29 protein-coding genes and 1 pseudogene are annotated in these 26866 nt (G+C 62.0%); 14 read left to right on the forward strand and 16 right to left on the reverse strand.

What is annotated here, in order from left to right:
- Positions 1-6: 6 nt before the first annotated feature.
- The 6 genes and pseudogenes from hemQ to CJ179_RS00105 form a co-directional block, all read right to left on the reverse strand.
- Positions 7-567 (reverse strand): annotated as a pseudogene (hemQ, locus tag CJ179_RS00080) (hydrogen peroxide-dependent heme synthase); the annotation flags it as partial.
- Positions 546-953 (reverse strand): hypothetical protein, encoded by a 408-nt coding sequence (locus CJ179_RS52470; RefSeq protein ID WP_257015185.1) that lies wholly within the window; start codon positions 951-953, stop codon positions 546-548. The pseudogene hemQ and the gene CJ179_RS52470, both read right to left, overlap by 22 nt.
- 123 nt (positions 954-1076) lie before the next feature.
- Positions 1077-1385 carry a hypothetical protein gene (locus tag CJ179_RS00090; RefSeq protein WP_095860290.1) on the reverse strand — a complete coding sequence of 103 codons (309 nt, stop codon included), beginning with the start codon at positions 1383-1385 and terminating at the stop codon, positions 1077-1079.
- A 121-nt stretch (positions 1386-1506) separates the two neighbouring features.
- Positions 1507-2529, reverse strand: coding sequence for a 4-hydroxy-2-oxovalerate aldolase (gene dmpG / locus CJ179_RS00095; protein WP_095860291.1), 1023 nt, complete (start codon positions 2527-2529; stop codon positions 1507-1509).
- Positions 2526-3512 (reverse strand): acetaldehyde dehydrogenase (acetylating), encoded by a 987-nt coding sequence (locus CJ179_RS00100; protein WP_095860292.1) that lies wholly within the window; start codon positions 3510-3512, stop codon positions 2526-2528. The genes dmpG and CJ179_RS00100 overlap by 4 nt, the downstream gene beginning before the upstream one ends.
- Before the next feature lie 2 nt (positions 3513-3514).
- A complete protein-coding gene (locus CJ179_RS00105) occupies positions 3515-4309 on the reverse strand; it encodes a 2-keto-4-pentenoate hydratase (protein WP_095860293.1) in 795 nt (264 codons plus the stop codon).
- Between the two features lie 70 nt (positions 4310-4379).
- Between CJ179_RS00105 and CJ179_RS00110 the strand changes: the two genes are divergently transcribed.
- Positions 4380-5159 carry an IclR family transcriptional regulator gene (locus CJ179_RS00110; RefSeq protein ID WP_095861003.1) on the forward strand — a complete coding sequence of 260 codons (780 nt, stop codon included), beginning with the start codon at positions 4380-4382 and terminating at the stop codon, positions 5157-5159.
- Positions 5160-5419: 260 nt separating this feature from the next.
- On the opposite strand, the gene CJ179_RS52090 is transcribed toward CJ179_RS00110, so the two are convergent.
- Complete coding sequence (locus CJ179_RS52090) at positions 5420-5758, reverse strand: hypothetical protein (RefSeq protein ID WP_143548855.1); 339 nt, start codon at positions 5756-5758, stop codon at positions 5420-5422.
- A gap of 121 nt (positions 5759-5879) precedes the next feature.
- Here CJ179_RS52090 and CJ179_RS00120 point away from each other — a divergent pair, with 121 nt between their 5' ends.
- Entirely contained in the window at positions 5880-7124 is a 1245-nt protein-coding gene (locus tag CJ179_RS00120) for an IS256 family transposase (RefSeq protein WP_095861004.1), read from the forward strand.
- Between the two features lie 64 nt (positions 7125-7188).
- Here the strand turns inward: CJ179_RS00120 and CJ179_RS00125 are convergent, their stop codons facing one another.
- The 8 genes from CJ179_RS00125 to CJ179_RS53910 all read right to left on the reverse strand — a co-directional run bounded on the left by CJ179_RS00125 (position 7189) and on the right by CJ179_RS53910 (position 12935).
- Entirely contained in the window at positions 7189-8457 is a 1269-nt protein-coding gene (locus tag CJ179_RS00125; RefSeq protein WP_095860295.1) for an NAD(P)/FAD-dependent oxidoreductase, read from the reverse strand.
- Entirely contained in the window at positions 8457-8780 is a 324-nt protein-coding gene (locus CJ179_RS00130) for a 2Fe-2S iron-sulfur cluster-binding protein (RefSeq protein WP_095860296.1), read from the reverse strand. The genes CJ179_RS00125 and CJ179_RS00130 overlap by 1 nt, the downstream gene beginning before the upstream one ends.
- Positions 8781-8803: 23 nt before the next feature.
- Positions 8804-10012, reverse strand: coding sequence for a cytochrome P450 (locus tag CJ179_RS00135; protein ID WP_095860297.1), 1209 nt, complete (start codon positions 10010-10012; stop codon positions 8804-8806).
- A 526-nt stretch (positions 10013-10538) separates the two neighbouring features.
- Positions 10539-10667 carry a hypothetical protein gene (locus tag CJ179_RS52475; RefSeq protein ID WP_257015187.1) on the reverse strand — a complete coding sequence of 43 codons (129 nt, stop codon included), beginning with the start codon at positions 10665-10667 and terminating at the stop codon, positions 10539-10541.
- Between the two features lie 70 nt (positions 10668-10737).
- Entirely contained in the window at positions 10738-10941 is a 204-nt protein-coding gene (locus CJ179_RS00140; protein WP_095860298.1) for a 2-hydroxymuconate tautomerase, read from the reverse strand.
- 79 nt (positions 10942-11020) lie between these two features.
- Positions 11021-11740, reverse strand: coding sequence for a 2-keto-4-pentenoate hydratase (locus tag CJ179_RS00145; protein WP_257015190.1), 720 nt, complete (start codon positions 11738-11740; stop codon positions 11021-11023).
- 44 nt (positions 11741-11784) lie between these two features.
- Positions 11785-12573 carry a 2-keto-4-pentenoate hydratase gene (locus tag CJ179_RS00150; protein ID WP_095860300.1) on the reverse strand — a complete coding sequence of 263 codons (789 nt, stop codon included), beginning with the start codon at positions 12571-12573 and terminating at the stop codon, positions 11785-11787.
- Positions 12570-12935, reverse strand: a complete 366-nt coding sequence (locus CJ179_RS53910) for a 2Fe-2S iron-sulfur cluster-binding protein (protein ID WP_095860301.1) — start codon at positions 12933-12935, stop codon at positions 12570-12572. The genes CJ179_RS00150 and CJ179_RS53910 overlap by 4 nt, the downstream gene beginning before the upstream one ends.
- A gap of 317 nt (positions 12936-13252) precedes the next feature.
- On the opposite strand from CJ179_RS53910, the gene CJ179_RS00160 reads away from it, so the two are divergent.
- From CJ179_RS00160 to CJ179_RS51205, 10 genes are all read left to right on the forward strand, one after another.
- Positions 13253-14167 carry a catechol 2,3-dioxygenase gene (locus CJ179_RS00160; RefSeq protein ID WP_095860302.1) on the forward strand — a complete coding sequence of 305 codons (915 nt, stop codon included), beginning with the start codon at positions 13253-13255 and terminating at the stop codon, positions 14165-14167.
- A gap of 49 nt (positions 14168-14216) precedes the next feature.
- On the forward strand, positions 14217-14768 hold the full coding sequence (locus CJ179_RS53915) for a flavin reductase family protein (protein WP_218834793.1): 552 nt from the start codon (positions 14217-14219) through the stop codon (positions 14766-14768).
- A gap of 35 nt (positions 14769-14803) precedes the next feature.
- On the forward strand, positions 14804-16375 hold the full coding sequence (locus tag CJ179_RS00170) for a 4-hydroxyphenylacetate 3-hydroxylase N-terminal domain-containing protein (RefSeq protein WP_095860303.1): 1572 nt from the start codon (positions 14804-14806) through the stop codon (positions 16373-16375).
- 36 nt (positions 16376-16411) lie between these two features.
- Positions 16412-17251: an alpha/beta fold hydrolase gene (locus tag CJ179_RS00175; protein ID WP_095860304.1), complete on the forward strand. Its 840-nt coding sequence runs from the start codon at positions 16412-16414 to the stop codon at positions 17249-17251.
- 124 nt (positions 17252-17375) lie between these two features.
- Positions 17376-18173 (forward strand): FadR/GntR family transcriptional regulator, encoded by a 798-nt coding sequence (locus CJ179_RS00180; protein ID WP_218834794.1) that lies wholly within the window; start codon positions 17376-17378, stop codon positions 18171-18173.
- A gap of 34 nt (positions 18174-18207) precedes the next feature.
- Entirely contained in the window at positions 18208-18909 is a 702-nt protein-coding gene (locus tag CJ179_RS53920; protein WP_095860306.1) for an alpha/beta fold hydrolase, read from the forward strand.
- 178 nt (positions 18910-19087) lie between these two features.
- On the forward strand, positions 19088-19945 hold the full coding sequence (locus tag CJ179_RS00190) for an alpha/beta hydrolase (RefSeq protein WP_218834795.1): 858 nt from the start codon (positions 19088-19090) through the stop codon (positions 19943-19945).
- Positions 19942-20928 carry an AraC family transcriptional regulator gene (locus CJ179_RS00195; RefSeq protein WP_179377473.1) on the forward strand — a complete coding sequence of 329 codons (987 nt, stop codon included), beginning with the start codon at positions 19942-19944 and terminating at the stop codon, positions 20926-20928. The genes CJ179_RS00190 and CJ179_RS00195 overlap by 4 nt, the downstream gene beginning before the upstream one ends.
- A gap of 568 nt (positions 20929-21496) precedes the next feature.
- On the forward strand, positions 21497-22081 hold the full coding sequence (locus CJ179_RS00200; protein WP_257015193.1) for a hypothetical protein: 585 nt from the start codon (positions 21497-21499) through the stop codon (positions 22079-22081).
- A 65-nt stretch (positions 22082-22146) separates the two neighbouring features.
- The gene (locus tag CJ179_RS51205; RefSeq protein WP_218834796.1) at positions 22147-22509 is read left to right on the forward strand and encodes a site-specific integrase; all 363 of its coding nucleotides are present in this window, start codon (positions 22147-22149) and stop codon (positions 22507-22509) included.
- Between the two features lie 296 nt (positions 22510-22805).
- Here CJ179_RS51205 and CJ179_RS00210 read toward each other — a convergent pair whose 3' ends face one another.
- Positions 22806-23492 carry a GntR family transcriptional regulator gene (locus CJ179_RS00210; RefSeq protein ID WP_095860309.1) on the reverse strand — a complete coding sequence of 229 codons (687 nt, stop codon included), beginning with the start codon at positions 23490-23492 and terminating at the stop codon, positions 22806-22808.
- 181 nt (positions 23493-23673) lie between these two features.
- Here CJ179_RS00210 and CJ179_RS00215 point away from each other — a divergent pair, with 181 nt between their 5' ends.
- Together CJ179_RS00215 and CJ179_RS00220 are read left to right on the forward strand one after the other, a co-directional pair.
- Positions 23674-25401 (forward strand): thiamine pyrophosphate-binding protein, encoded by a 1728-nt coding sequence (locus CJ179_RS00215; protein WP_095860310.1) that lies wholly within the window; start codon positions 23674-23676, stop codon positions 25399-25401.
- 46 nt (positions 25402-25447) lie between these two features.
- Positions 25448-26848, forward strand: coding sequence for a phenylacetate--CoA ligase family protein (locus CJ179_RS00220; RefSeq protein ID WP_218834797.1), 1401 nt, complete (start codon positions 25448-25450; stop codon positions 26846-26848).
- The last annotated feature ends 18 nt before the right edge of the window (positions 26849-26866 follow it).

Below are 26866 nucleotides of genomic sequence, written 5' to 3' on the forward strand. Positions count from 1 at the left end.
GCAACGCTACGTGTGGGAGGAGGGCCGAACAGTCTGCCTCCCAGCGTGTTCAGCTGATCCCAGTCGAGCCGTGACTGGCTTCTCCACATCCACCCGCGGGCCGGTGAAGAACGGCACCTCCTCGCGGACGTGCAGCCGGGCCTCGGTGGCGCGCAGATCACGCATGAGGTCGACGATGCGGTACAGCTCCGGCGCTTCGAACGCCAGGATCCACTCGTAGTCGCCGAGCGCGAACGCGGGCACGGTGTTGGCACGGACGTCCTTGTAGCTGCGGGCCGCCATGCCGTGGTCGGCGAGCATCTTGCGCCGCTCGTCGTCGGGCAGCAGGTACCACTCGTAGGAGCGGACGAACGGGTACACGCAGACGTAGTTGCCCGGGTCCTCGCCGGCCAGGAACGCCGGGATGTGGCTCTTGTTGAATTCGGCGGGACGGTGGCACGCGACGTTGCTCCACACCGGCTTGCTCGCACGGCCCAGGGCGGTGGTGCGGCGGAAGTCGGCGTAGGTGGCCTGGAGGGCTTCGATGCTCGCCGAGTGCGTCCAGATCATGAAGTCGGCGTCGGCACGCCGGTTGATGGGGCTGCCGCTGCGGGCGAGTTGGGTTGGCGCCGCTCGGTGCGGCGCCGGCTCGTCGCGACGCCGGCGTCCACAGCGATTTCGGATGGTGGGGTCGACGTTGGTGACGGGCGGTTCTCCAAGACTGTGTCGTGCTGGAACTCGGCTGTCGCGGCGGGTACTCGGAAAGATGCCAACTTCGCGAGGCAGTGTTTCCGGACGTGCTGCCTAGCAGGCAGGTCGAGATTGGTGGCAAACCGCCTGTCCACCAACCACAGAACGCGTCGGTAGAATGTTGCTGGCGGTATACCGAACTCGGTGAAGATGTAGTCGTCACCGCCTCCATAGGCGCTCCATTGCATAGCGAAGTCAACCAACGCCTGATCATAGGATTTCATCTGTTCTCCGTGATGTCGATCTGGACTTGTGGCGTCATCACCCGTGGCAGTCCGGATAACCGGGTGAAGGCGGGTTCACCTGAGTACGGTGAGCGACCAGAACAGGTTTCGCCAGCCATCGCGTCACCGATGCATATCAACGCGCCCTCGAAGCTGTGGCGTCGGTTCCTTCATCAGCATTCTGGCGCTGAAGTAGAGCTTTCCGGCGGGACGTGCGCCGCTGGAATGTGAAGCGGGAAGGAATCCCGACTGCGGGCAGAAGCGATCGAACCTATCCGCACGACACAGCGCATCGTCGCAGACGAAGACGATCAGCTCGGGCGTCATTTCCTTGACCACCAGCTGACCTTCGGCCAGGCCGTGATTATGGGCGCCGCCGGTCGAGGCCGGTTTGACCGTTCCCTTCAGATGACCAGACATCGGATGGGCCATTTCTGCAGGTGCAGTGCGGAATCGGGCGTTGACCACCTACAAGCCGAACGCCGCACATCACATCCCGGCCCGGCAGCCTTGCTGAAGCCGCACTGTCCGTTCCGCGAATTGGCCAAGACGCTCAGCTCGTTTGCAGGTCCCGCTGCGCGAGGAGATCCAGTGCGATGTCGATCAGCATGTCCTCCTGGCCACCGACTAGGCGACGACGCCCGACCTCGAGTAGCAGATCGCGAGTGTCCACCCCGTATTCGCCCGAGGCTTTCTCCGCGTGCCGGAGGAACGACGAGTAGACGCCGGCATATCCGAGCGTGAGGGTCTCCCGGTCGACTCGAACCGGCCGGTCCTGCAGCGGGCGAACCAGATCGTCGGCCGCATCCTGCAATTTGAACACATCACAGCGATGGTTCCATCCGGCGATGTCCGCCACAGCGATGAAGGCTTCGATCGGGCAGTTGCCTGCGCCCGCTCCCTGCCCTGCCAGCGAGGCATCGACCCGATAGGCGCCCTCTTCGACGGCGATGACCGAGTTGGCGACCGATAGTGAAAGGTTCTCGTGCGCGTGGATGCCGAGCTGTGTCGCCGAGTCGAGCACGTCGCGGTACGCGCGGATCCGTTCTCTGACACCGTTCATGGTTAGCCGTCCGCCGGAGTCGGTGACATACACGCAGTGCGCGCCGTAGGACTCCATGAGCTTGGCTTGCTTGGCCAGCTCGGTAGGTGGGGACATGTGCGACATCATGAGAAAGCCCGACACGTCCATTCCGATGTCGCGCGCAGTTTCGATGTGCTGTTGTGCAACGTCGGCCTCGGTGCAGTGAGTGGCGACGCGAACCGAGCGGACGCCGAGGGAGTAAGCGGTCCGCAACGACTCTGCCGTACCAATCCCCGGCACGAGCAGGGACGTGAGTTTCGCGTGCTTGGTGGCCGCGGCGGCCGCCTCGATCCATTCCCAGTCGGTGTGCGACCCCGGCCCGTAGTTGATGGATCCGCCGCCGAGACCGTCACCGTGGGTGACCTCGATGGCGTCGACGCCTGCATCGTCGAGGGCCGTCACTACGCGGGTGACGTCGGTGGGATCGATGCGGTGCCGGATGGCGTGCATGCCGTCTCGTAGGGTGACGTCCTGGATGTAGAGATCAGTCATGCGCTGGCGCTTTCTGTGTGGTCAGCGTTCAGCCGACCGGCGATTTTTTCGCCGGTGCGGAGCGCCGCGGAGGTCATGATGTCGAGGTTGCCGGCATAGGCGGGCAGGTAGTGTGCGGCGCCCTCGACCTCGAGGAAGACACCGACGCGGTGGCTCGCCCGCACCTCGCCGACGCCCTTACCGAGGAGAGTGTGGATAGGTTCGCCATCGGAGATCCGGGTGAATTGGACGGCTTGCTTGAGGCGGTAGCCGGGCACGTATTCGGCGACGGCGGCGACCATCTCCTCGATGGACGCCCGAATTTGGTCGAGCTTCGATTCGTCGGGGTCGTCGATCAGGCAGAACACCGTGTCCCGCATGATCAGGGGCGGCTCGGCAGGGTTGAGGATGATGATGGCCTTGCCTGTCCAGGCGCCGCCCACGGCTTCGACCGCGTTGGCAGTGGTCTCGGTGAACTCGTCGATGTTCGCTCGGGTGCCGGGTCCGGCGGACTTGCTGGCGACCGAGGCGATAATTTCGGCGTACGGGACATCGGTGATGCGGGAGACGGCGTACACGATCGGGATGGTCGCCTGACCGCCACAGGTCACCATGTTGACGTTGTCTTCGTCGATGGAGTCGTCGCCGTTGACCGGCGGGACGACGAACGGGCCGATGGCCGCGGGCGTGAGGTCGACGAGTTTCTTACCGTATGGGGCGAGTTTGGCGGTGTTGGCGCGATGGGCGCCGGCCGAGGTGGCATCGAAGATGATGTCGATGTCGGCGAAGCCGTCCATCGCGATCAGTCCATCGACGCCCTCGGCCGTCGTCGGCACACCCAGTCGTGCTGCGCGGGCGAGTCCGTCCGATGTGGGATCGATGCCAACCATCGCGGCGACCTCGAGTGTTTCCGATATCCGGATGACCTTGATCATCAGGTCGGTGCCGATGTTGCCGGAACCGATGATGGCGACCTTGGTCGTCCCTGAGCTTCCAGTTCTCATATCTACTCCTTGGAGAAGGTTGCTGTAACGAAGCCGAGGCCGCTGACGGTCGCGGTGACGAGGTCCCCGGGGTGGACGGTCGCCATCGGGCCGAGCGCCCCGGAAAGAACGACCTGGCCGGCGCGCAGAGGATCGCCGAAGGTCCTCGCCTGGTGTGCCAACCACACAACGGCGTTGATCGGGTCGTCGAGGCACGCGGCACCGTTCCCCTTGGACACCTGTTCCCCGTTGACGGTCATGGTCATTTCGACATTCGCCGGTTCGATCTCGTCGAGGGTCCTGCGGATAGTCCCGAGGACGTAGAGGGCGCTCGACCCGTTGTCTGCGACGGTGTCACCGAAGGTGATGTCCCAGGCTTTGATTCGGGAGTCGACGATCTCGATGGCCGCAGTGGTGTAGTCGACAGCAGCGCGGATCTGTTGCTCGTCCAGTGGTCCGGCGGCGAGGTCGTCCTTGAGGACGAATGCAACCTCGGCCTCGACTTTCGGCTGTAGTAGCCGACTCATCGGGATCGTATTGCCGTGCATGTACTCCATGTCGTCGAACAGGTAGCCGAGATCGGGCTGGTCCACCCCGATCTGGGCCTGCACCGCTCGCGAGGTCAGCCCGACCTTTCGGCCGACGACCTTCGCGCCAGTGGCGAGCTTTGCCACTGTTCCACGGGCCTGAACGGCGTAGGCAGCCGCCATATCGGTGGATCCGATCAGATCACGTACGGGCGGACACGGTACGCCGGTTGTCGCAGCCACTCGCAGCCGGTCGGAGGCCGCGTCGATCTCATAGGAGCGAGTTTGCATGGAGTCATGGTGAAGCCTGCCCGGATTTAGATCCATCATTTTGTTCCCCTCAGTGGAACTCCAGTTCATAATGTTCTGTGTGGTAGTTGATTTGGATCCGGCATCCGTGATCGGGAAGGTCATGGTGGTCTTGCATGCTTTCGGCCCGGAAGACCACGGAGTCGGTTTCGCCGAACTGCAACGGCGAACACGGTTACCCAAGGCCACGCTGCACCGAGTGGCCAGCGACCTTGTCTCGGCGGGTTTGCTGGACAGGGTGGACAGCGACTTCCACCTGGGTTCACACCTCTTCGAGTTGGGGATGCGCGCATCCATCGAGCGCACCCTGGTGGAGGTCGCGGCGCCGTTCATGGAAGATCTCTACGAGCGCACGCACGAGATCGTTCATCTCGGTGTCCGCAACGGTAGTGATGTGCTTTACCTAGCCAAAGTCGCGGGCCATCGAGGAGCACGTGCGCCGTCGCGAGTGGGGGGCCGGATGCCCGTCTATGCCACGGCATTGGGTAAAGCCCTACTCGCCCATGCACCCGAGTCGGAACAGATCCAGGTACTGACGGCACCGATGCCGCGGCGCACGCCGCGCACTATCACCACTCCCGGCCGACTGCGGCAACAACTCGACCGTGTGGTGGAAACTGGAGTGGCATTCGAACACGAAGAAGCAGCAATTGGTGTCCTGTGCGTGAGCGCACCGGTTCTCGGTCCAGATGGCCGACCAGTGGCGGCAATCAGCATCGCGGGGAGGGTAACCCGGTTCAGACCCTCCGATCACGTCGCGCCAGTCCTCGCGGCTGCGGCTGGCATCGCCGCCACGCTGGCGCGGTGCGGCGAAGCGTCCGACGCCTATTGACGACCCGTACTGCGTCAGTCTTCCGGCCTTCGCACTGTCCCGATCAGCCTGACATGAGGACGCTGACTAGCTCTACGGTCGCCGCGAACGTCCTGACACTTCCGAGCGCGGACTACCTGGTCTGACCAGCCATTTTCAATGGGCCGCGGTGGCCTACACCCAGACCCCGAGGGTTGTACGTTGCCCTGTTCTCGGCGCTTTGCCGGCAACTCTCAGATCACCACGTACCCCACGACTCCGACAACACCAGGATCGCGTTGTTAGCCAAACAATTCGGTGTACATCTCGGAAAGATCCTCCTCACAGATGACGCAGGGGCCAGCGAGGTCGTCATCGTATTCCTCGATGTACTCGAAGAACGCAAACGTCCGCCCCGGCACCATCACATAGTCGAGAAATACCGCCAGCGGTGTCGCGAGTGTCCTGAAAAGTGTTGCGATCATGACGCTTCCTTGATGTTGCCGCTGACGGACGGTCGCGGTGAAGGCATCGCCGGTGGCTGCAAAGAGTTCAGCCCCAGCAGGGCGGAGATGTACTTCAAACTCGGAGGATTCGTAGCTGCGACCCTCATTAGCTGCAGAACGTGGGGTTGCGTCCACGATGATGGTGTACGAGCCGGGATCTCGATCCGATGACCCGGCGTGTCGTAACCGGACGAGAGACGGTCACCGCGTGATTCTTCGAGAGAGCTACCAACTCGACTCGATGAAGGAGCACGCGATGACCACTGCCCACGATATCGACCTGCAGCAGATCCTGACCGACCGACTCACCGGTGCGAGCCCCGACCTGCTGCGCGAGCTGCTGACGATGTTCATCCATGCCCTGATGGGCGCCGAGGTCGACGCGCTGTGCGGCGCCGACTACGGGCAACGCTCCGATGAGCGCACCAATAGCAGGAACGGGTACCGGCACCGCGACTTCGATACCCGCGTCGGCACCGTCGACGTGGCGATCCCGAAACTGCGGTCCGGTTCGTATTTCCCCGACTGGTTGCTCGAGCGTCGCAAGCGCGCTGAGAAGGCACTGACCACCGTGGTTGCGACGTGCTACCTGCTCGGCGTCTCTACCCGGCGGATGGATCGGCTCGTCGGCACGTTGGGCATCACCTCGCTGTCCAAGTCGCAGGTGTCGGTGATGGCGAAGGACCTCGACACCCAGGTCGAGGCGTTCCGCAGCCGGCCGCTCGATGCCGGGCCGTACACCTTCGTCGCCGCCGACGCGCTCGTGCTCAAGGTTCGGGAGAACGGGCGGGTAGTCAACGTGCACACCCTGGTCGCGGTCGGCGTCAACGCCGAGGGGTACCGCGAGATCCTGGGCGTGGATGTGACCTCGTCCGAGGACGGTGCAGGCTGGCTCGCATTCTTCCGCTCCCTCGTTGCCCGCGGCCTGTCCGGGGTGCGGTTGGTGACCTCCGATGCGCACGCCGGGCTGGTGGCGGCGATCGGCGCGACCCTGCCGGGCGCTTCGTGGCAGAGGTGCCGAACGCACTATTCGACGAACCTGATGGCGGTGACCCCGAAGGCGTCGTGGCCTTGGGTGAAGACGTTGCTGCACTCGGTGTACGACCAGCCGGACGCGGATTCTGTTCATGCCCAGTATGATCGGGTCATCAACGCACTCGCCGAGAAGCTACCGAGGGTTGCCGACCACCTCGACGCGGCACGGCCGGACCTGTTGGCGTTCACCGCATTTCCGAAGCAGATTTGGAAACAGATCTGGAGTAACAATCCGCAGGAGCGCCTCAATAAGGAAATCCGCAGGAGAACCGATGTGGTCGGGATCTTCCCGGATCGTACCGCCCTGATCCGGCTCGTCGGGGCGGTTCTCGCCGAACAGCACGACGAGTGGATCGAGGGGCGCCGCTATCTCGGTCTGGACGTGCTGGCCCGCTCCCGCACCGACAACACCACCGACAGCAGCACCGAGTCCACCGAGGAGGTGACACCGGCCTTGACTGCCTGACTTACCCGACGAGGAGTCACGCGACGACGTCGTACACCACGCCCTGGGACTTGACCGAACGTGGTCACCCTGTTCCGTCAAGGACAGGGGTCGCGAACAGACGCACGTGGGCTCCGAGATCTAAGTCGTGCGTTATCAAATCGGGCGTTATGGACGTCGACAAGGGCGCGGCGTCAGCGGTCAGCACGCGGCGAGCGGCGATGTGATCTGAAGGTCTGTTGACTGATTCGACGGCGATCAGGGTTCCGTCGCGAAAACAGTAGACCGTGAAACCGTCGCCAGAGGTGTCGCCCGCTGGCACGATATCGTCACAGTCGCTGGAATCGCCCGCGACTTGAAGCTTTCTGTCTTGTTGGTCGCTCCAATAGAGGGGGACCTTCTGATAGATGCTGTCGTGACCAGCCAGGTTCGCCGCGACACAGCGGGCTTGGTCGACGGCGTTCTGCACAGATTCGCGACGAACAGCGACTCCCGCGTCGGCGGTTGGAAAGCGTGCACAGTCACCGATGGCGAAGATATTTCGATCCGACGTCCGTAGGTGGCGGTCCACCGCAACTCCGTTGCTGATCTCGAGACCCGCACGCTCTGCGAGGCCAGTATTTGGATCGACACCCACGCCGATCACCACAAGGTCGGCCTCGATGTCCGAGTTGTCCCGTACACGAACCGACCGCACAATGCCTTGGGCGTTACCGACAATCTCTTGCACTTGCGCGCCGAGCAGTACTCGAGCACCCCACTGTTGATGTTGGCGTAGGAAGTACTCCGACATCAGCGGTGTCACGGACCTCGCCATGAGGCGGCTCGCACGTTGGATGATCGTTACGTCTTTCCCGCGTGCGGTTGCTGTGGCGGCGAACTCGAGCCCGATGTAACCTCCGCCGATAACGACGATCTTGCGCGCGGTCTCGAACTTTTCTCGCAAGATCTCGGCGTCCCGCAGACTATGCAGTCTGTACACCCCCTTCAAGCCGGATCCGGGGATGTTTGCAGCTCGCGGCGTCGCGCCTGTAGCCAGGATTAGGTGTTCGTAGCCGAGGGATCTTCCGTTTTCCAGTGTGATCGTCCGAGCTGTTGGATCAACTTGGTCGGCGCGGGAGTTGATCAGGTCGATCGCTTTGCGCTGGTAGAACTCTACCGGCCGGAAGGCGAGCTTAGCGGCCTCTACTTTTCCGGCCAGATACGCCTTCGAGAGCGGCGGCCGCTGATATGGCAGACCTTCGTCGTCAGAGATAAGCGTGATCGTTCCCTGATAGTTTTGCTCGCGCAACGCTACGGCGGCGGTGAAACCTCCATGGCCGCCACCGACAATGACCGCACCGTCTACACCCACTAGAACTGCTCCGCGGGAAGGAGCACGGCAATGCGGTCCAGCTCAGTGGTGACAGTCAATTGGCATGAAAGCCTGCTCGTTGACTCACGAGGAGCCACAGCTCCATCGAGCATGTCGTCTTCGAGTTGGCTCATCGTGGGTAGGCGCGAGAAGTCGGGCTCATCGACATACACGTGACACGTGGCACAGGACGCTGCGCCGCCACATTCTGCGGTGATCTCGTCGATGCCGTTTTCGACCGCCGCTTCCATCACGGTCGAATCGGCTGGGACCTGCACTTCAACCCGTTCACCATTGGGGCGGATAAAAACCACTGATGGCATTTGATACCTCACGATCTTGGCTGCTAAGCTGACTTTTCAGGGGTGAAGGTCACTGGCAGACTGCTGATTTCCATCAGCGTCCCGCCTTCAAGCCCGGTGAATTGCACGTCACCCGAAACCGCGATGTCAGGCAGCCTGCGGAACAGTTCGGTCGCTGCAATTTGCAGCTCAGCGCGGGCAAGGTGGCGACCAATGCACAGATGTTCGCCGAACCCGAAGGCGAAGTGGTTGTTCGGTCGACGATCCATGTCGAACTTCTCGGGATCGTCGAACTGGCGAGGGTCGAGATTCGACGATGCGAAGTTCACGAAGAGTCTGGTGCCCGCAGCCACTGATGTGCCTCCGATGGATACGTCCTGCAGCGCCGTGCGAGCGAACAGCTGCAACGGCGTTGTCAGACGCAGACTCTCCTCGATCACTTTCGCCAATGAACGTGGATCAGAGACCTTGTCTCGTATACCTGGCACGGTCATTATGTGGTGAAACAGACCGGACAATGCTGACGCCGTCGAGTGATGTCCACCGACGAGAAGCGCAACCAGCACGCCAGCAATCGCGGCGTCGTCGAGCTCCATGTCACCCAAAGTGCCAGTGGCAAGCTGCGACAGGAAGTCTTCCCGCGGTTCCTTCCGACGCGATTCAAGTTCGGCACCGGTGAACTCCGCGAACACCCGCATGTGGTCGTCGAACGAGTCGGTCCCGATCGAGTCGAACAAGGACTTCGCAATAGGACGCATGCGGGCTGCCGAGGCATCGGACAGGCCGACCAAGAGCCCAATCGTATAGACGGGAACAGGCTCTGCCAATGCGGAGACGAGCTCAGCATGACCTTCACTGGCGAATCGGTCGATCTGCTTCGTCACGATGTCCTGGATCGCCGGCTGCATCACCCGAACCTGCGCGGGGGTCATAGGTGCCTGCATGATCGATCGCCAAGCGTGGTGCTCGTCGCCCTCGAACTCCAACGGAGGGATTCGCGGCAGCCCACTGGGTGGAATAAAGATTCCGTCCGCAGAGCTGAAACTCTCTGGTGACGTCGTCGCCGCACGCACATCGTCGTATCTCGTGACATGGACGAAGCCACCGTAACGGGGGCTGTGCACGACGGGGCACTTTTCGCGCATCGAGGCGTATTCGTTCAAGACTTCTTCACGTGTGGGCGTGGTGTCCAGATGGTCGAAATCCGTGTCCACCTGTGTATTTGTCTCGGCTTCGTTGTCGATGTACTGCATCGGTCTCCTAGATGGGTCGTTCAACGTGTTGGATGTCACATTTCTTAGAAATGAACACTAGGGAGGCGCAGCACTCCAGCGTGATCCAAAAAACGCACATGCCATCCGGTCGACGCGTAAGTTTGATCGATCGTCGGGAGGGCAAATCTGCACACGTAGTGGGCGCCCGATAGTCGGGGTCGGGCGAATGGTCGGGCGGTTAGCGGCGCGACCCTGTTTGATGGTGTCGACGGTTGCCGCCGCAGATGCGCGCGAACAGTTGCCGCCGCGCCACGCAGCCCAACGAGGCGCACTAGTGCCGCGACTACGACACGGCGGCAACACTTTTCGGATTTCTGGGTTTGCCACCACAACCTGTGGGTAGCAACAGTCGGATAGTCACCCATTACGCGTCGGTCGGCAACGGGGACGGGTACACCGCACCGTGATGTCTGCCCGCCACCTGAGCGCGCAAGACGGGCACAACGATGAAGGCGATGACGGCATCCGGCCCCCGGCGATGGGTGCTGACGCGACAATCACAGACCTACCAGAGCTCGTCGATATCGACCGGCACCTGTCGCGGGCTCTCGGACATGCCCGAGACGGCCAGGCCATCGCCCTGCGCGACCTCGATCGCGTCGAGGGCGGCGGCGATCGCTCTGACCTGCCCCATTGGGCGTGCGCTTGCCATCGGCCTGCAGGGCCGGGCAAACCACGCCCACGTGATCCACTGCGGATCCGTGTCAGCGCCCCGACGATTCACGTAGATCGGCGAGCGTCTCCCCGCCAACGAACCAGTGCTGCGGTTCGCACTCGGTGAGCACCACGCGGATGGACCCGCGCCGCGCTCCCACCGCCTGCTCGACTGCGTCTGTCAGGGCTTTACCGAGGGTGTGGAGCTGCTCGGGGGTGCGTCCGCGGGCAAGCGTCACTTGAATGAGTGGCATCGTTTGAACTCCTTACGTTTGAGCCCTCTGGAATGAGGACATTGTTTGTCCCGAACCGGGTCCGTATACCGGAGGGGAATCAACGGCAGCCGAGTTCCACGCTGCCGAGCCGGTCTATCGAGGCCACCACGACATCGTCGGCACCCACCGGTACTGCCGCGGTGAGGCCACCTGAGAACACGATCTCGCCCGCACGCAGCGCCTCACCTTCGGCAGCCAAACGACGCGCCAGCCAGGCGACCGCCGCGGCCGGATGCCCCATGGACGCCGCACCCGAGGCAGTCGCGACGACCTTTCCGTTCTTCTCCAGCACGACCCCTATCAGCCGTAGGTCGATCGTGTCAGGCGATTCTGGTGTCCCAACGACGAATCGGCCTGCGGAGGTGTTATCAGCGACGACATCTGCCGTGGTAAAGCGGTAGTCGATGTAGCGGGAGTCGAGGACCTCGATGCCGACCGCGACACCGGACGTCGCGGCGAGGACATCTACTGCTGTGACGTGCGGACCAGCCAGCTCTCGGCCGAGAATGAACACGATCTCGGGCTCGCACCGCGGTTGTATCAGTTGTGCCGTTTCCAACGGCGCGCCCAGGTCGACTGCGTTCACTCCCGAGAGGAAGCCGTAAACCGGGTCGTCCACACCGACCTGCACCTGTTTGGCCCGCGACGTTAGCCCGAGTTTCCAACCCGCCAACGCGCCGCCGGAGGCGCGGAGGTGCCGCTGCACCTGGTACGCGCCTGGGAGGTCGAGTTCAGCGAACTCTGCGGACAGCTTCTCGATCGGCCGCCGGTTCGCCACCGCCGCAGTCAACCGACCAGCAAGTTCGGAAACGGTCGCCGGATTCACGACTCACCCCCGACGCGGACGGTGACCGGACCGAGCCGGTCGAACTCGGCCCGGAAGACGTCTCCGCGAGTCATCGGTATGGCGGCGTGTAGCGCGCCGGTCATGATCAGGTGCCCAGGTTCCAGCGAGGTGCCCGTGGTGCCGAGCACATTCGCCAGCCAAGCCACGACGGCCACAGGGTCGCCGAGCGCCGCAGCCCCCGCCCCCGTATCGATCAGTTCTCCGTTGCGGGTCAGCGTCATGCCAATCAGCCGAGTGTCCAAGTCGGCGAGCGGCACGATTCGGCTCGAGACGGTCATCGCGCCATTCGACGCGAGGTCAGCGACGGTGTCGGCCAATCGAACTCTCCAGTCTGTGATCCGCGAGTCGACGATCTCCATGCCGGCCACTGCGCCAGCGATCGCGGACCTCGCCTGAGTGACGGTTACCCCGGGGCCCTGCAATCGGGACCCGAGCACGAACACGATCTCCGCCTCGATTCGAGGTGCAATGAACCGGTCGAGCGGGATCACCTCGCCCTCGCCGTAGACCGTCGAGGCGAGGACTGGGCCGTAGTCAGGGGAGTCAACTCCGACCATTTGCTGCATCGGTTCGGAGGTCAGCCCTACCTTGTGCCCGATTATGCGATCGCCGTCTGCCAGCAACAACGCGACTAGCTCCTGCTGAATGGCGTAACCGTCGGCCATACCGAGGGTCGGATCGTCGTCCGTGAAGGGGAGGATCGGCATCCGCTTGCTACGTGCGTCGTATAGCGCCCGTGCACGACTCGCGGCTGTGGCGTTCATCGGTTGCCACCTTGTCCGGTACCGGTTCGTCTCGGCAGCCCCGGTGCGATCCTCCTCAATCGATCGCGTGGGTGTAACCGGATCTTGATGTCTCCGACTGGAATGGCCTGACAGGGCAGACATGTTCGTTCCTCACCCTGGGCGGTAGAAATAAGTTCATCGACTATCACTGCGGAGTAGATGACCTCGCCGGAGACGAGAGTCGCCTTGCATGCACCACATCCGCCCCGGCGGCATGCGTATCGAATTCGGTATCCAGCTCTGCGAACCGCCTCGACGACGGTTTCGCGCGGTAGCGTTTCGAAGATCTCGTCGGCCGGAAGGATCCGGACCGAGCCACCGCAATCGGAATGTGGGGCCATTGGCCACAACCTCTCTGTCACTCTTCTCGTCTTGCACGAGCAGAAGATTGAATCTACCTACAGAATCCGGCCATTTATCGATAGTATTGCCTCAGTCAAAGATGGATGTAGGCTTAGGCGCAGGTAGAAGGCATCTTGACGACCTGTGATTCACGCCATACTATCAGTATTGTGCGACAGATTGCAGCTGAGCCTGCTGCCCCGAGCGCGGGATGGCCTTACGCGAATTGCCAGCCTCCAGGAACGCATCGCGAGGCCTTCCGCTCCGCTCCGGGCGGACCTGTCGCGACGAACAAGACAGCTGAAGGGAGCAGGATATGGGTGTTATGCGACTCGGCTACGTGCATGCGAGGCAAAGCGACATCGAACAAGGCGTCTCGTACTACACCGACACACTCGGAATGAAAGAGGTCGCCCGCGACACCGAAGGACGTGTATTCCTCAAGGCATGGGACGAGCACGATCACCACTCCGTCGTCCTCGAGCAGGGTGGGGCAGGACTGGTCAAGCTCGGCTATAAATGCGAAACCGTCGATGACCTCGCCACGTTCGAGAAGAAGGTTCAGCAGTTCGGCTGCTCAACCGAGAGAATGAGCCACGGGGACAACCTCGGAATCGGCGACGGCGTCCGGGTGATTCTTCCATCCGAACACGTACTCGAGCTCTATGCAGAGGCGGAGTGGGTGGGCAACGAACTCGGGATCCTCAATCCCGCTGTCGCCCCCCGCCATCCCGTCGGAGCGTCCGTTCCGCGCCTCGACCACGCCGTTATTACTAGCGACAATGTCGCGCTCATCGAGCGGTTCTTCGCCGAATGCCTTGGTTTCCGCCCGGCAGAGCGCATTATCGACGATGTCGAGCAGCAGAACCTCCTCGGCACGTTCATGTTCTGCAGCAACACGCCCCACGACATCGCGATCCTGTCCGGCGAGAACGGCAAGCTTCATCACTTCGCCTTCGAACTGCAGGACTGGTCCACGTTGCTTCGAGCCGGGCAGGTGTTCGGTGACGACGGAGTTCCCGTCGAGGAAGGACCCAAGCAGCACGGCATCACCCGAGGAACGACCATCTACTTCTTCGATCCTGCCGGCAACCGCAATGAAGTCTTCGCCGGCGGCTACACGACATTCCCCGACTGGAAGCCGATCACCTGGACCGCGGACCATCTCGACAAGGGCATCTTCTACGTCGGGAATGAAATGAGCGACAGCTTCATGAACGCAGTAACGTGACGCTCCATCTCCGTGCTCATTCACCCATTCAGCGTTTTGGAGAACTCCGATGGAAATCGATCCGCGCCTACTGAGGGACTGCCTCGGAAATTTCACGACCGGTGTCACGGTCGTGACCAGTCGGACACCGGCAGGGGACCCCCACGGTGCAACCGTTAACTCTTTCACTTCCGTGTCACTGACACCACCGCTGGTGCTCGTATCCATGGGCACCAAAAGTAAGGCCGCGGCACACCTTCCGGGCCAACCATTTGCAGTGAATGTCCTTCGCCGCGAACAACAGTCGGTCGGACTGCACTTTGCTGGTGTACCAGACGCAAACGCTGACTTCACATGGCACGGCGCCGGTACTCCCGTCCTGGCCGACTGTCTCGCAACTATCGAATGCGCTCCTCACGACATCGTCAGCGCCGGCGATCACGTTCTCGTCATCGGACGGGTCGAGCGCTGCACGGTCAATGAGGGACAACCACTCCTCTTCTACCGAGGCGATTTCCACCACCTGGGACACACCTCGACATCCGCACCGCCGACCCCCATCGATACTGGCGCTCCGGGCTGGCACGGCGAAGTCCCCCTTTATCAACAGCCGGTCGCGTAAGACGCCGGAAGACCTGCACCGTAAGAAAGGTTCCAATGACTGAGACACTTGCAAGTTCCGGTGGCAACAAGGTCACTCCCCCCGCCGACAGGCCCCTCAACGGCGCCGAGTATCTGGAGAGTCTTCGCGACGGACGTGAGGTGTACATCTACGGCGAGCGCGTCGAAGACGTCACGACTCACCCAGCCTTCCGCAACTCCGCCCGCATGACGGCCCGCCTGTACGACGAACTGCACAATCCGGCGCAGCAGGGCAAACTCGTTGTGCCCACTGACACCGGCAGTGGTGGATACACCCACCCGTTCTTCAAGTCCCCGTACTCGGCTGCAGACCTGCGGCAAGGGGCGGAGGCCTGTGCAGAATGGGCGGGTCTCAGCTACGGATGGATGGGGCGCAGCCCGGACTACAAAGCATCCTTCATCAGCACGCTGGGGTCCAACACCGAGTTCTACAAGCCGTTCGACGACAATGCCCGACGCTGGTATCGGGAGGCACAGGAAAAGGTCCTCTACTTCAACCACGCCATCGTCAACCCGCCGGTCGACCGGGACAAGGGAATGGACGCAGCACGTGACGTGTTCATGCACGTCGACGAAGAGACCGACGGCGGCCTGATCGTCAGCGGAGCAAAGGTTGTCGCGACGAATTCCGCGCTCACCCACTACAACTTCATCGGCAATTACGGCCCGTTGCCGATCAAGAGCAAGGAATTTTCTGGAGTCTTCATCGTGCCGGTCGCCTCACCGGGACTCAAACTCTTCTGCCGTCCTTCCTACGAATTCGCGGCGGCGACGATCGGCAGCCCGTTCGACTATCCGTTGTCTAGCCGGCTCGACGAGAACGACGCCATCTTCGTCTTTGATCGCGTCTTCGTGCCGTGGGAGAACGTGTTCTGCTACGACGTCGACAAGGCGAACAACTTCGCCGCCGGCTCGGGCTTCATTTTCCGTGCACTAATGCAGGGATGCGTCCGGCTCGGAGTCAAATTCGACTTCCTGATCGGGTTGCTCATGCGCGGGCTCGAGATGACCGGTGCGAGCGAGTTCCGTGGAGTCCAGTCGCGAGTTGGTGAACTCATCTGCTACAGGAACATGCTGAAGAGTTTCACAGATTCCATGGTCGATAACCCCACACCGTGGTCGGACGGCACCTTCATCCCCAATGTCGATGCGACCGCGGCCTATCGGTTGCTCGCCACGACTATCTATCCTCGGGCGAAAGAGATCTTCGAACAGGACCTGGGAAGTGCCCTGATCTACAACAACTCAAACGCCGTCGACTGGAAGAATCCCGAGATTGAACCCTACCTCGACCGATACTTGCGAGGTAGTGGCGGCAAGACCGGTCAAGAACGCGCCAAACTCATGAAGCTCATCTGGGATGCCATCGGTAGCGAATTCGGTGGGCGCCATGAGTTGTACGAACGCAACTACGCAGGCAACCACGAAAACATTCGCCTTGAGGCGTTGTGGGGACAGATGCAGACCGGTCAGACCGATTACTACAAGGACATGGTGGATCGGTGCATGGCAGAGTACGACATCGACGGCTGGACCGTCCCCGATCTGATCAATCCCGGCGACGTGAGCGTCATCGGGAAGCGCTAATGCCGAACTCAATTCGAGAGAAGGCGAAGGTACCGCATGGATGAGATTGGCCAGACAATCGACATTGACGGAATCGCCACCAATTACCACGACGTCGGCTCCGGCCCGGTGGTGCTGCTCCTGCACGGGTCCGGACCAGGTGTCACCGCCCATGCCAACTGGCGACTGGCGATACCCGGGTTGAGCAAGCATTTCAGGGTTCTGGCCCCCGATATCGTCGGTTTCGGCCACACCGTGCCACCGGAGACGGTGCAGTACAACCTCAAGAGCTGGGTTCAGCACATCAGCGGATTCCTCGACGCCCTCGGGGTACAACGTTGTTCCGTGGTCGGGAACAGTTTCGGTGGTGCGTTGGCGCTGAGCCTGGCCGCGACGCAATCCAGCCGGGTGGAGCGTCTTGTCCTGATGGGAAGCGTCGGCGTTCCGTTCGACCTTACGGATGGTCTCGACGCCGCGTGGGGGTACGAACCCTCGCTGGCAGCCATGCGTGAGTTGCTACCGCAGTTCACTTATAGCTCCGACGTCCCGAGCGACGACCTGGTCGAGCGGCGTTACCTCGCATCGATGCGCCCTGGAGTCCAGGACGCGTACGCGTCGATGTTCCCGGCGCCACGCCAGCGATGGATTGAGGCACTCTGCGTTTCGAGCGAAGAACTCGCGCAGGTCGACTGCCAGGTGCTTCTCATCCACGGTCGAGATGATCGGATCATCCCAGTGACCACATCCGAGCAGCTCGCCAAACGTCTACCCGACGCTCGCCTTCAAGTCTTCGCCGAGTGCGGTCATTGGGTACAGATCGACAAGTCTGTCGAGTTCGAAAACGTGGTCCGCCAGTTCCTTCTCGAAGAAAGTCGTGAATCCGCGCAGGCCAGCTGAGTCGCCTTCGGGGTCGGATGTGTCCGGCAAACCTATTCGGCCCCGATTGATTCAGCCCTACAGCCGCCCCCTTGGGGGGTATACCGAATTAAATTGACGAGTTTCGGGTGATAAAATGACAAACATGTCACCATATTCTATCGACGGAGTCGGAGCAACCGGGTCTCGCGCCGAGTATTTGGCGACGCAAATCGAGAAAGATATCCTCGATTCTGCGGGGCGATCGGGCGATCGACTCGGCCTTCGTACAGATTTGATCGAGCAATACAGCGTGAGCCCAGCCGTCATGAATGAAGCTCTACAAATTCTGCGAGAACGCGGCCTGATCGTCGTGAAGCGTGGCGCTAGCGGCGGTATCTTCGTCAACGAAGTGCCGCCGCAACTTCGCATCGGGGTCGCAGATATGTGGTTCCAGGGGGTTGCGGACGTCGGCGAGGTATTCCAAGCCCGGCTCGCCATGGATACTCTTCTCTGCGAGATGGCATTCCATCGAGTGACCCCAGAGGGCGTGAAAACGATGTCGTGGGCACTCGACGAAATCCAGGCGGTGCGCCGAGATCCCAAGGCATTCTTTATAGCTAACCTGAGATTTCACCTTGCAATTGCCCGAGTCGCCTCCATCCCGTATCTCACGGACTTGTACGGAGCACTTGTGACAATTCTGAGCAACAGCGTGATCAAAGCGCAGTTTATTCCCGACCATGAGGGCGGAGTCAGCCACAGCATCGAGTCCCATGGGCAGCTTCTAGACGCAATTCGATCCGACAACATTGAGCGATTGCGCATCGCTCTCGCGAATCATTCCGAGCAAGTCGATAGGGTGTTTCACGATGAAAATTCAAGCACTCCCGAAATGCTTCCGCGGCTTGTATGCGGCATCGGTTCTGCAGGTGAGACGGAAATCCGACCCGGAAGATGTTGAGCCGATTTCATTTATGCAAGGAAATTAGACGCGAATGACACATTTCGTATTGGTTCACGGATCATGGCATGGCGCCTGGTGCTGGGCTGATCAAATCGCAGTTCTGAACGAGTATGGGCATACCGCTACCGCCGTGGAATTGCCGTCCGACAAGGTAGATGTCGGGGCATCTGACTACGCGCGCCTAATCGCCGCCGCGGTTCGCAATCCTGGACAGGACGTGGTCGTTGGCCATTCCATGTCGGGTCTTGCGCTCCCCTTGGTACCTGATCATGTCGAGGTTTCTGCACTCGTCTACCTTGCGTCTCTCATCCCCGACCCTGGCGTTTCCTGGATCGAGCAGAGCAGAGTTGTCCCACCCATGAGCGGTTGGTTCTATGAGCACGCACTCCCCCATCAGCAGAGGGATGTGGAAGGACGCCTGCGTTGGCCGCCCGACGTGGCCGAAGAACTATTCTTCCATGACTGCCCGAAAGATGTTGCGCGGCACGCAGTCACCCAGCTACGACCACAGTCGCCAACACCGATGAGCGAATCGAGTCCCGTAGCCAAGTTCCCTGAGGTCCCGTCCTACTACCTCGCATGCGAGGACGACCGCACGATCTCACCGGCTTGGGCTTCCTCCGTCGTGCCGGCCCGTCTTGGAACGGTCCCGGTCTCGATACCAGGGTCTCACAGCCCGTTTCTCGCTCGTCCGCGATTCCTCGCCGACACGATCTTCGACCTGCTCTGCTAACGATTCACGGAACATTTGACGACAAGCCGCCAGATTTCATCAACCAAAACTATCCCGATGCACCTGCACGTCACCCGATTGGCCCCACCACCAGCGTCTGGTCACCTCACGGACGCTGCGCGGAATCCCCCATCGGGTACGATTCGTTCATCGAGTAAGGGCAACCACCATGACCGCGATGTCTACCACAACTGAACTGGTCGTCGACGCTGAAGAGCTTCAGCTGTCGGGCCGCATCGCAGGCCCGCGCACCGTGACCCGCGGACTGATCATCGCCTTGCACGGCGGAACATACGATTCTTGCTACTACGACATGGGGCCGGATTCGCTCCTCGGGCTTGGTGCCTTGCTCGGCTACACCGTCGTTGCTCTCGATCGTCCGGGGTACGGCGCGACCGCAGGCATCGATCCGACGCTGCTGTCGTTCGCTGCCCAGACCCGAATTCTCTCCGCAGCCGTAGATTCGATCGCGACAAAGGTTGCGCCAACGACGCAAGCAGTCATCGTCGGTCACTCCATCGGCGGAATGCTCGCCCTTTGCGTGGCATCGAACACGACTGATCTAGTCCATGGGGTCGAAATCAGCGGACTTGGTGAAGTGTGGCAGCCCGGGCTCCGTGAGATGTGGGAATCAATGATCGACAACGCACCGACGCTCTCTCTCCCCGCCGATTCGCACGCCCAAGTCATGTTTGGACCGGCCGGAACCTTTTCCGCTGAGCAGGTAACACAGAATTCCAATCTCCTTCGCCCTCTGCCAATGCCCGAATTGATCGACGTTGTTGGTTGGTCCGATCTGGTGCCAGCTGTGGCGCGCACGATCAAAATGCCGGTTAGCCTGACATTCGCCGAGCACGACAACATCTGGCGATCTGACGTGCAGGCGCGGGAGACCATGCGCGCGCGCTTCACGTCAACCCCAGATATTCGAGTCGACCTACAGGCCGGAGTCGGTCATTCCATCGAGCTTCATCACCGTGCTCGGGCCTACTGTCTCCGTCGACTCGCATTCGTCGAGGAATGCTTGACACCATGACTACCTGGGCACAAACGGGGCGCGAAGTGCTGCGTTCGGCGGATCCCGCCGAGTCGAACGCACGGCTGGCTGACCTGTTCAGCCCACATCGGCTCGACCCGATGATGTCTCGCGGTAATGATTTCCTAGCTGTCGCGCGCGCGGCGCGGGTGGGGTCGATCGATCTGGTCTACCTGAAGCTCGGTGCGGAAGCAGTCGTCGATCCTGAGCCGCTGGGAACTTACTACAACATCAACATCCTGCTCTCAGGTCGCGCCAGTGTCGTACACGGCAACGATCACATCAACGCGTCGCCGTCGTGTGCACCAGTTCTCAGACCGACCTCCCCGGTATCCATGCGATGGAGCGCAGACTGCACGCAACTCGCGGTCAAGATCGATCGTCTCCGACTCGAGCAGCTATTTGCCGAGACCTTCGACAAGGTATGGCCGACAGAGCTTCCCTTGAATCCTGTAGTCGATGCCAATCAGCGGCGCGGACGATGCTGGCTGCGCATCATCAAGACGGTGGTGTCGGACCTGAACGACGGTCCCGACGTCAGCTGGAACTCACAGATCACCGCGAAGTACGAAGACCTGATCTTGACTGGGCTCCTGGTGGCTCAACTGCCCGAAATCGGCCTCACGAATCCACGGCTTCCCGCGCCGGGGGTGGTGCGGGAAGCCGTCGAGTTCATGCACACTCACGCAGACCAAGCCATCACAACCGCGGTGCTCGCAGCGCGAACGGGCGTGAGCGTACGGAGTCTTCAGCAAGGTTTCAATCGCTATCTGGGCACCACACCCATGAGGTATCTGCAAACGGTGCGCCTCGACAGGGCGCATGCCGACCTCGTGCAAGCCCGCGGCGACGTCATGACACGGGTCGAAGATGTCGCGTATCGCTGGGGATTCGCACACGCGCCTCGCTTTGCAGCCATGTATCGGCGGCGCTTCGGTATCAATCCCTCGCAGACGCTACACGGCAGATACGAGAGTGTCTGAGAACTCGCAACGGGGTGGGCATTTGTCATGGGCGGACCTCTTCTACCGTGAGCGCGCACGGTAGTCGAGTCCTACCTGATTACCCTGCTAGGAGACATATTCCGCCCGCATGCAGCTGAGGCCGAGACGTCGCGAGGTCTGGCCAAATTCCGAGGTGCTAATCACGCGCGTGCTGTGTTGCCAGGCTGAGGAAGGCGATCCGTCGAGAGCACACGGGCGAGGAATGAGGCTGCGACAGGTGGCTCAGATTGGCGCTGAAGGTCGACGAGCAGGTGGCCAATGCAGTCAGACTCGTCGATCAAAGTCCTAACCAGTCCTTGCTTTTCACACATGATGGCCAGCGGCTCAACCTCTGGCAGTGATGCCTGAGCGCCGTACGCTAGGTGTAGAGCGCTGGCGTGCAGGATTCGTGCGCGCAGCGAGGCTCTCGGTCTGATTTCCTGCTCGGTTCTCTTCACCTGACTTGCACAGGTCGATGGGGATTTCCGGCTTCGGCTGGCGTTTGTGCTGGTAGTGGATTCGCGGGTCGGGGATATGGGGCACTAATCGGTCGGTAGGATCGCCGGTTGTGGCTGCCTATATCCGCAAGGTTCGGACCGCGTCGGGGGCGACGGCGGTGCAGATCGCCGCGAAGGACGGGGGCCGCCACAAGATCCTTGAGCACCTCGGTTCCGCCCACACCGAGGGCGAGTTGGCGGCACTGTTGCAGGCGGCCCGGGAAAAGCTGCAGGCCGGCCAGCAGGAACTCGACCTCGACCTCGGCGGTGGTGGGGAACGCGGATCGGTGATCGCGACGAAACGGTCCCGCTGGCTGATCGAGGCGATCGAGACCGGATGGCGACGCCTGGGTCTCGACGCTGTCGACGACGACGCGTTCTTCCAGCTGGTCCTCGGCCGGCTCGTCGAGCCGACATCGATGAGCGACACCAGCCGGGTCGTCGCCGAGATCGGCCTGACCCCGGCCCACCGCAACACCTACGCCAACGCATTGAAGCGTTGCGCCACAAACGATTACCGAGACCGGGTCGCGAAGAAATGTTTCGAGCATGCCGCCGCGACCGGCGGATTGAGCTTGGTGCTCTACGACGTCACCACCCTGTTATGCCGACGTCCTATCTGGGGTTGCGTGACCACCGTCCGCAACGAATGGTGAGAGTTCTTTACGACGGTCGGCGTGTCTGTCGCGGACGTTCTATCCGGGGTGGTTACGCTACGGATGTGACGACGATCACAGGAACGGTCGGGACGTGTTGTCGGGTGCAGCGGCTGGTCCTGCCCGAGGGCGGGGGCCACACCTGGACGGTGCTCGGCTCGGATCATCGCCCGGTGGTACCGGTGGAGGAGTACCTGGAATATCTTCGGGCCCAGCAGGTGTCGCCGAATACGGTGAAGTCCTACGCGCGGGCGTTGGCGTTGTGGTGGCAGTTCCTGGAGCTGTTCGGGCTGGTCTGGGATGCGGTGACGTTGGAGAACTTCGGTGCTGGAACCTCTGACTGTTCAGGTCCAGCGGGGCGGATCGAGGTCCCAGTTCAGAGCGTGGGTGTATCCGGTCGTTGTGGGCGACAGCGGCACCGACGCTGACCGCCATCATCACCGCGCAGGCCGCGACGAAGCCCCACACCCGGTGTCCGGCCATGCGTCCCAGGAGAGCGGCGCCGGACACGGTGGCTGACGAGCGTCGCTGCGGTCAGGTCGAATCGGCGCGGCGGAACCATACGACAAGTTCATGCGAATACCTCAGGCCGTTCGCCGGTCGACGCTATCGCGGCAGTTACGCCCGCCGTCCGCGATTTGCCCACCCGTTACACGGGTCGGTGCCGCACCGCGGCCGCACTGAAAGTCCCGAAGGTTCAACGCATCCGCCTCCTCGAGGCGGTTCACTTGAGGTTAGACGCGAGAGATGGCGCCCCTTCTCTCTTCATCGCGTTCAGGACGAGTTCAGTACCGTGTTGAGCGTGTTCCTTCGCCAATGCTTCTGCGGTGTTCGCGTCGCCCGCGGCGATTGCTTCATGAATCTTGCGATGATCATCCCAAACCCACTGAGGGGTTCCACTATGGCGGAGGATCTCACCCATTACCCTCCGTACGCTGTGGAATAGGGCGGCGGCACTTTCGGTGAGGAAGGCGTTGTCGGCGGCCTTGATCCAATGCTCGTGAAACTCCATGTCTGCGGCGATCATGTGCGCGAACGATCGATCGGCCATTGCTTGCCGTCCCTGGGCTAGCAACTGCACGGAGTATTCGCGGTCTCGATCAGTATGACGAGTGGCTGCGCGCCGGGCCGCGAGCCCGTCGACCACTGCGCGCATCTCATACAGGTCCACGACCAGCTTCTCGCCGAGTGGGACCACTTCGAGGCTGCGCTTACCGACTTCTCGCACCAGACCGTGCGACTTCAGCAAAAGGAGTGCCTGCTGGATCGGCTGCCTGGAGACATTGAACCGCTCAGCGAGCAGCTCTTGACGGAGGACGGTGCCTCCGGGTAGCTCGCCGCGGCAGATTTCGTCGACGATGGCGTCGTAAACCTGCTCTGTGCGCGAGGGGGGAACCGGAAGCGCAGCCATACATCCCTCCTCTGCGATCTGCTGATCGCGCTTGGCTCAGTGTAGACCGCAATTCAGAATTCCTGCCTATTGCATTCTGAATTCAGAATTCGTATGGTGTGACCTGCGCGACAGCGATGCCCATCTACGTCGGGGTTCACGCGCGTCGTCCCTCATCAAGCCTGAGACATAAGGAGCTACCGTGACATCACCGGACATCAGCCCGCACATATCTGCCGCCTCCCTGGTGGCAGAGACCCTCTATTCGAAGGGAGTCCGGCGAATCTTCGGACTGCAAGGCGGGCACATCCAGCCGGTGTGGGACGTCCTCGCCCGGATGGGTGTGGAGATCGTGGACGTACGGCACGAGGCCGCTGCGGTGCACATGGCACACGCACACGCCGAACTCACAGGCAAAGTCGGCGTCGCGATCGTCACCGCAGGCCCGGGAGTGACCAACACCGTCACGGCGGTCGCAAACGCATATGTCTCACGCGCACCGGTCCTCGTCTTAGGCGGGTGTGCCCCCGTCCCGCAAGCGAACATGGGGGCACTACAAGACATCCGGCACACGCAGATCATGGAGCCGATCACGCGCCGAGCCCGTACTCTGCACCAGGCGGATCAGGTTGTGCGTGAGCTGAGCGAAGGGTGGGCCCTTGCCGTCGGGCAGGGCACCGACCCAGGACCGGTGTACCTCGAAATACCCACGGACGTGCTGCGGTGCCAGGTTCCACGCTCGACCGTTCTACCCGAGCATCTACGCCCGGAGTATCACTACCAGAGCGCACCCACGCGTGAGGCCATCCTTGCGGCGGCTGAAGTCATCTCATCGGCAACCAAACCCGTGGTCGTATCCGGTCGCGGCGCGCGTGGCTGCGGTGCCGAACTCGACGAGTTCCTGCTTGCGACAGGAGCAACATATCTCGACACCCAGGAAAGCCGCGGACTTGTCTCCGACGATCACCCTGCAGTGGTTGGCGCGATGCGGGGAAGGGCGATGAACGAGTGTGATCTTCTGATCACCGTCGGACGCCGACTGGATTACCAACTCGGCTACGGATCCCCTGCAGTCTTTCCTCATGCACGCATTCTTCGAATCAGCGATACCACCGCCGAACTGATCGACAACCGTCGCGGCGAGGTGGAGTTGCTCTGCACTCCTCGGTTGGGCCTTCAAGCCCTCGCCTCGGAGGTTCTGGACAAGCGTGGCCTTCCGGACACCGCATGGCGGGACGAATTGCGAGCACTGCACCTCGACCGTGCCCACCGCTATGCGGAACAGCTTCCGCAGTCCCCAGCCGGCGCGGACGGGCGCATGCATCCGAACCAGATCTTCGCCGCCGCGCGTGCCGTGGGAATGGACTCGGCGATCGTTGTCGCCGACGGTGGGGACTTTCTCAGCTTCGCCCGTCTCGGGGCATCCGGGACCCGGTACCTCGATGCCGGCGCATTCGGATGCCTCGGTGTCGGAGTTCCGTTCGCCATCGCCGCGGCCCTGGAAAACCCGGAACAGTCCGTGGTGGCCTTCACCGGTGACGGTGCCTACGGGTTGAACGCAATGGAAATCGACACTGCGGTGCGACACGGCGCCAAGATCGTCGTCGTTGTGGCCGACAACCGTGGATGGAACATCGAACGCTACGACCAGCTGACGAACTACGGCTTGATCGCCGGCACGGAGCTCGGGGACGTCGACTACGCCGCGATGGCCCGAGGACTCGGAGCGCACGGCGAGCGAGTGAACGATCCCGCTGATCTCCCGGACGCGCTCAAGCGCGCACTGGCCTACGCGCCGGCCGTGATCCAGGTGGACGTTACCCGTGATGCCGTATCACCCGACGGGCAGAAGGGGCTCGGATTCGTCCCGGACTACCAAGCACTCCTGCCCTGGAACGACGCCGAAGAGCGTCGCCGTCAGAACTCCTGACGCACCTTTCTGTTCACCAACACATCTTCATTGAGGAGAAACCGCAATGCACGCCATGGAGGAATGGAACTTCCCCGCTCGCTACGACAACGAGTACCTGCCCGACCCTGCGAGCCCCTACTGGTTCCGTAATCGCGAAACCATGGATCCCGAGCAGCGTGCGGAGGCGGTCCTGGCACGACTACGCGATGTTATGCGCTACGCCTACCGCACATCCGAGTTCTACCGCCGCAAGTGGAACGGCGCAGGAATCAACCCCGAGGACATCACCTCGTTCGAGGCCTTCGAGTCCGTGCCGGTCGTTACCAAAGCCGAGTTGCGCCAGTCCCAGCTCGAGCACCCGCCTTTCGGCGACTACCTGTGCGCCCCCGAATCGGAGATCTATCACGTCCACGGCACTTCCGGCACCACCGGCACACCCACTGCCTTCGCTGTCGGTCGCGGCGACTGGGACGCCATCGCGAACAACCACGCACGGGTGATGTGGGGCATGGGACTACGGCCAGGAGACACCGTCTTCGTCGCCGCCGTGTTCAGTCTGTATCTCGGGTCGTGGGGCGCCCTCGCCGGTGCCGAACGCCTGCGCTGCAGGGCATTTCCTTTCGGAGCCGGCGCTCCAGGGATGACGGCTCGTGCGGTGCGTTGGTTGAGGGCGTTCAAACCAAAGGGCTTCTACGCGACCCCGTCCTACGCGCTGAGACTTGCCGAAGTCGCCCACGCCGAAGGTGTGGACCCGAAAGAGTTCGAGATCAAGGTGATGTTCTTCTCCGGCGAGCCTGGCGCATCCGTGCCCTCGGTCCGCAAGGCCATCGAGGACAGCTTCGGCGCCCGCGTCGTCGACTGCGGGACGATGGCCGAAATGACCCCGTTCATGAGCGCCGCCGCAACCTCCGGCACCCCCGACGGCATGCTGCTCTATCAGGACATCGTTCACCACGAAGTCTGCGACCCGACCACGTACCGCCCGGTTCCCTACGGAGGCGAAGGCACTCCGGTGTACACGCACCTCGAGCGCACCTCGCAACCGATGATCCGTCTCGCATCCGGAGACCTGACCAGCTGGGTCTACGAAGAAAACCCGTGCGGCCGGACCTATCCGAAGCTGCCTCGTGGTGTCTACGGCCGCATCGACGACATGATCCACATCCGCGGCGAAAACGTCTATCCGACCGAGATCGACAACGTGCTACGCAACGTCGAACACTACGGCGGTGAACACCGTGTCGTAGTCACCCGCACCGGCTCCATGGACGAGCTCACCGTGCAGGTCGAATGCGCGCATCCCACCACCACACCCACCGCGCTCGAGCAGTTCGAAAAACTCGTCGGTTCTGAACTACAGGCCACACTCGGTCTGCGGGTGTCGGTGGAAACCTTTCCGTCCAACACCTTCGAGCGCACCGATCACAAGGCACGGCGCGTCGACGACCGGCGCGCCCTGGTCTGACCCACTCCCTCCCATCGA

The organism is Rhodococcus sp. ACS1, assembly GCF_002300155.1.
Classification (GTDB): domain Bacteria; phylum Actinomycetota; class Actinomycetes; order Mycobacteriales; family Mycobacteriaceae; genus Rhodococcus_F; species Rhodococcus_F koreensis.

What these genes read in the sequence shown, in the direction of transcription:
- CJ179_RS52470 (WP_257015185.1), bottom strand. Translation starts at nt 953, where the DNA reads ATGAAATCCTATGATCAGGCGTTGGTTGACTTCGCTATGCAATGGAGC.
- CJ179_RS00090 (WP_095860290.1), bottom strand. Translation starts at nt 1,385, where the DNA reads ATGGCCCATCCGATGTCTGGTCATCTGAAGGGAACGGTCAAACCGGCC.
- dmpG (WP_095860291.1), bottom strand. Translation starts at nt 2,529, where the DNA reads ATGACTGATCTCTACATCCAGGACGTCACCCTACGAGACGGCATGCAC.
- CJ179_RS00100 (WP_095860292.1), bottom strand. Translation starts at nt 3,512, where the DNA reads ATGAGAACTGGAAGCTCAGGGACGACCAAGGTCGCCATCATCGGTTCC.
- CJ179_RS00105 (WP_095860293.1), bottom strand. Translation starts at nt 4,309, where the DNA reads ATGCAAACTCGCTCCTATGAGATCGACGCGGCCTCCGACCGGCTGCGA.
- CJ179_RS00110 (WP_095861003.1), top strand. Translation starts at nt 4,380, where the DNA reads ATGTTCTGTGTGGTAGTTGATTTGGATCCGGCATCCGTGATCGGGAAG.
- CJ179_RS00120 (WP_095861004.1), top strand. Translation starts at nt 5,880, where the DNA reads ATGACCACTGCCCACGATATCGACCTGCAGCAGATCCTGACCGACCGA.
- CJ179_RS00130 (WP_095860296.1), bottom strand. Translation starts at nt 8,780, where the DNA reads ATGCCATCAGTGGTTTTTATCCGCCCCAATGGTGAACGGGTTGAAGTG.
- CJ179_RS00135 (WP_095860297.1), bottom strand. Translation starts at nt 10,012, where the DNA reads ATGCAGTACATCGACAACGAAGCCGAGACAAATACACAGGTGGACACG.
- CJ179_RS52475 (WP_257015187.1), bottom strand. Translation starts at nt 10,667, where the DNA reads ATGGGGCAGGTCAGAGCGATCGCCGCCGCCCTCGACGCGATCGAGGTC.
- CJ179_RS00140 (WP_095860298.1), bottom strand. Translation starts at nt 10,941, where the DNA reads ATGCCACTCATTCAAGTGACGCTTGCCCGCGGACGCACCCCCGAGCAG.
- CJ179_RS00150 (WP_095860300.1), bottom strand. Translation starts at nt 12,573, where the DNA reads ATGAACGCCACAGCCGCGAGTCGTGCACGGGCGCTATACGACGCACGT.
- CJ179_RS53910 (WP_095860301.1), bottom strand. Translation starts at nt 12,935, where the DNA reads ATGGCCCCACATTCCGATTGCGGTGGCTCGGTCCGGATCCTTCCGGCC.
- CJ179_RS00160 (WP_095860302.1), top strand. Translation starts at nt 13,253, where the DNA reads ATGGGTGTTATGCGACTCGGCTACGTGCATGCGAGGCAAAGCGACATC.
- CJ179_RS53915 (WP_218834793.1), top strand. Translation starts at nt 14,217, where the DNA reads ATGGAAATCGATCCGCGCCTACTGAGGGACTGCCTCGGAAATTTCACG.
- CJ179_RS00170 (WP_095860303.1), top strand. Translation starts at nt 14,804, where the DNA reads ATGACTGAGACACTTGCAAGTTCCGGTGGCAACAAGGTCACTCCCCCC.
- CJ179_RS00175 (WP_095860304.1), top strand. Translation starts at nt 16,412, where the DNA reads ATGGATGAGATTGGCCAGACAATCGACATTGACGGAATCGCCACCAAT.
- CJ179_RS00180 (WP_218834794.1), top strand. Translation starts at nt 17,376, where the DNA reads ATGTCACCATATTCTATCGACGGAGTCGGAGCAACCGGGTCTCGCGCC.
- CJ179_RS53920 (WP_095860306.1), top strand. Translation starts at nt 18,208, where the DNA reads ATGACACATTTCGTATTGGTTCACGGATCATGGCATGGCGCCTGGTGC.
- CJ179_RS00190 (WP_218834795.1), top strand. Translation starts at nt 19,088, where the DNA reads ATGTCTACCACAACTGAACTGGTCGTCGACGCTGAAGAGCTTCAGCTG.
- CJ179_RS00195 (WP_179377473.1), top strand. Translation starts at nt 19,942, where the DNA reads ATGACTACCTGGGCACAAACGGGGCGCGAAGTGCTGCGTTCGGCGGAT.
- CJ179_RS00210 (WP_095860309.1), bottom strand. Translation starts at nt 23,492, where the DNA reads ATGGCTGCGCTTCCGGTTCCCCCCTCGCGCACAGAGCAGGTTTACGAC.
- CJ179_RS00220 (WP_218834797.1), top strand. Translation starts at nt 25,448, where the DNA reads ATGCACGCCATGGAGGAATGGAACTTCCCCGCTCGCTACGACAACGAG.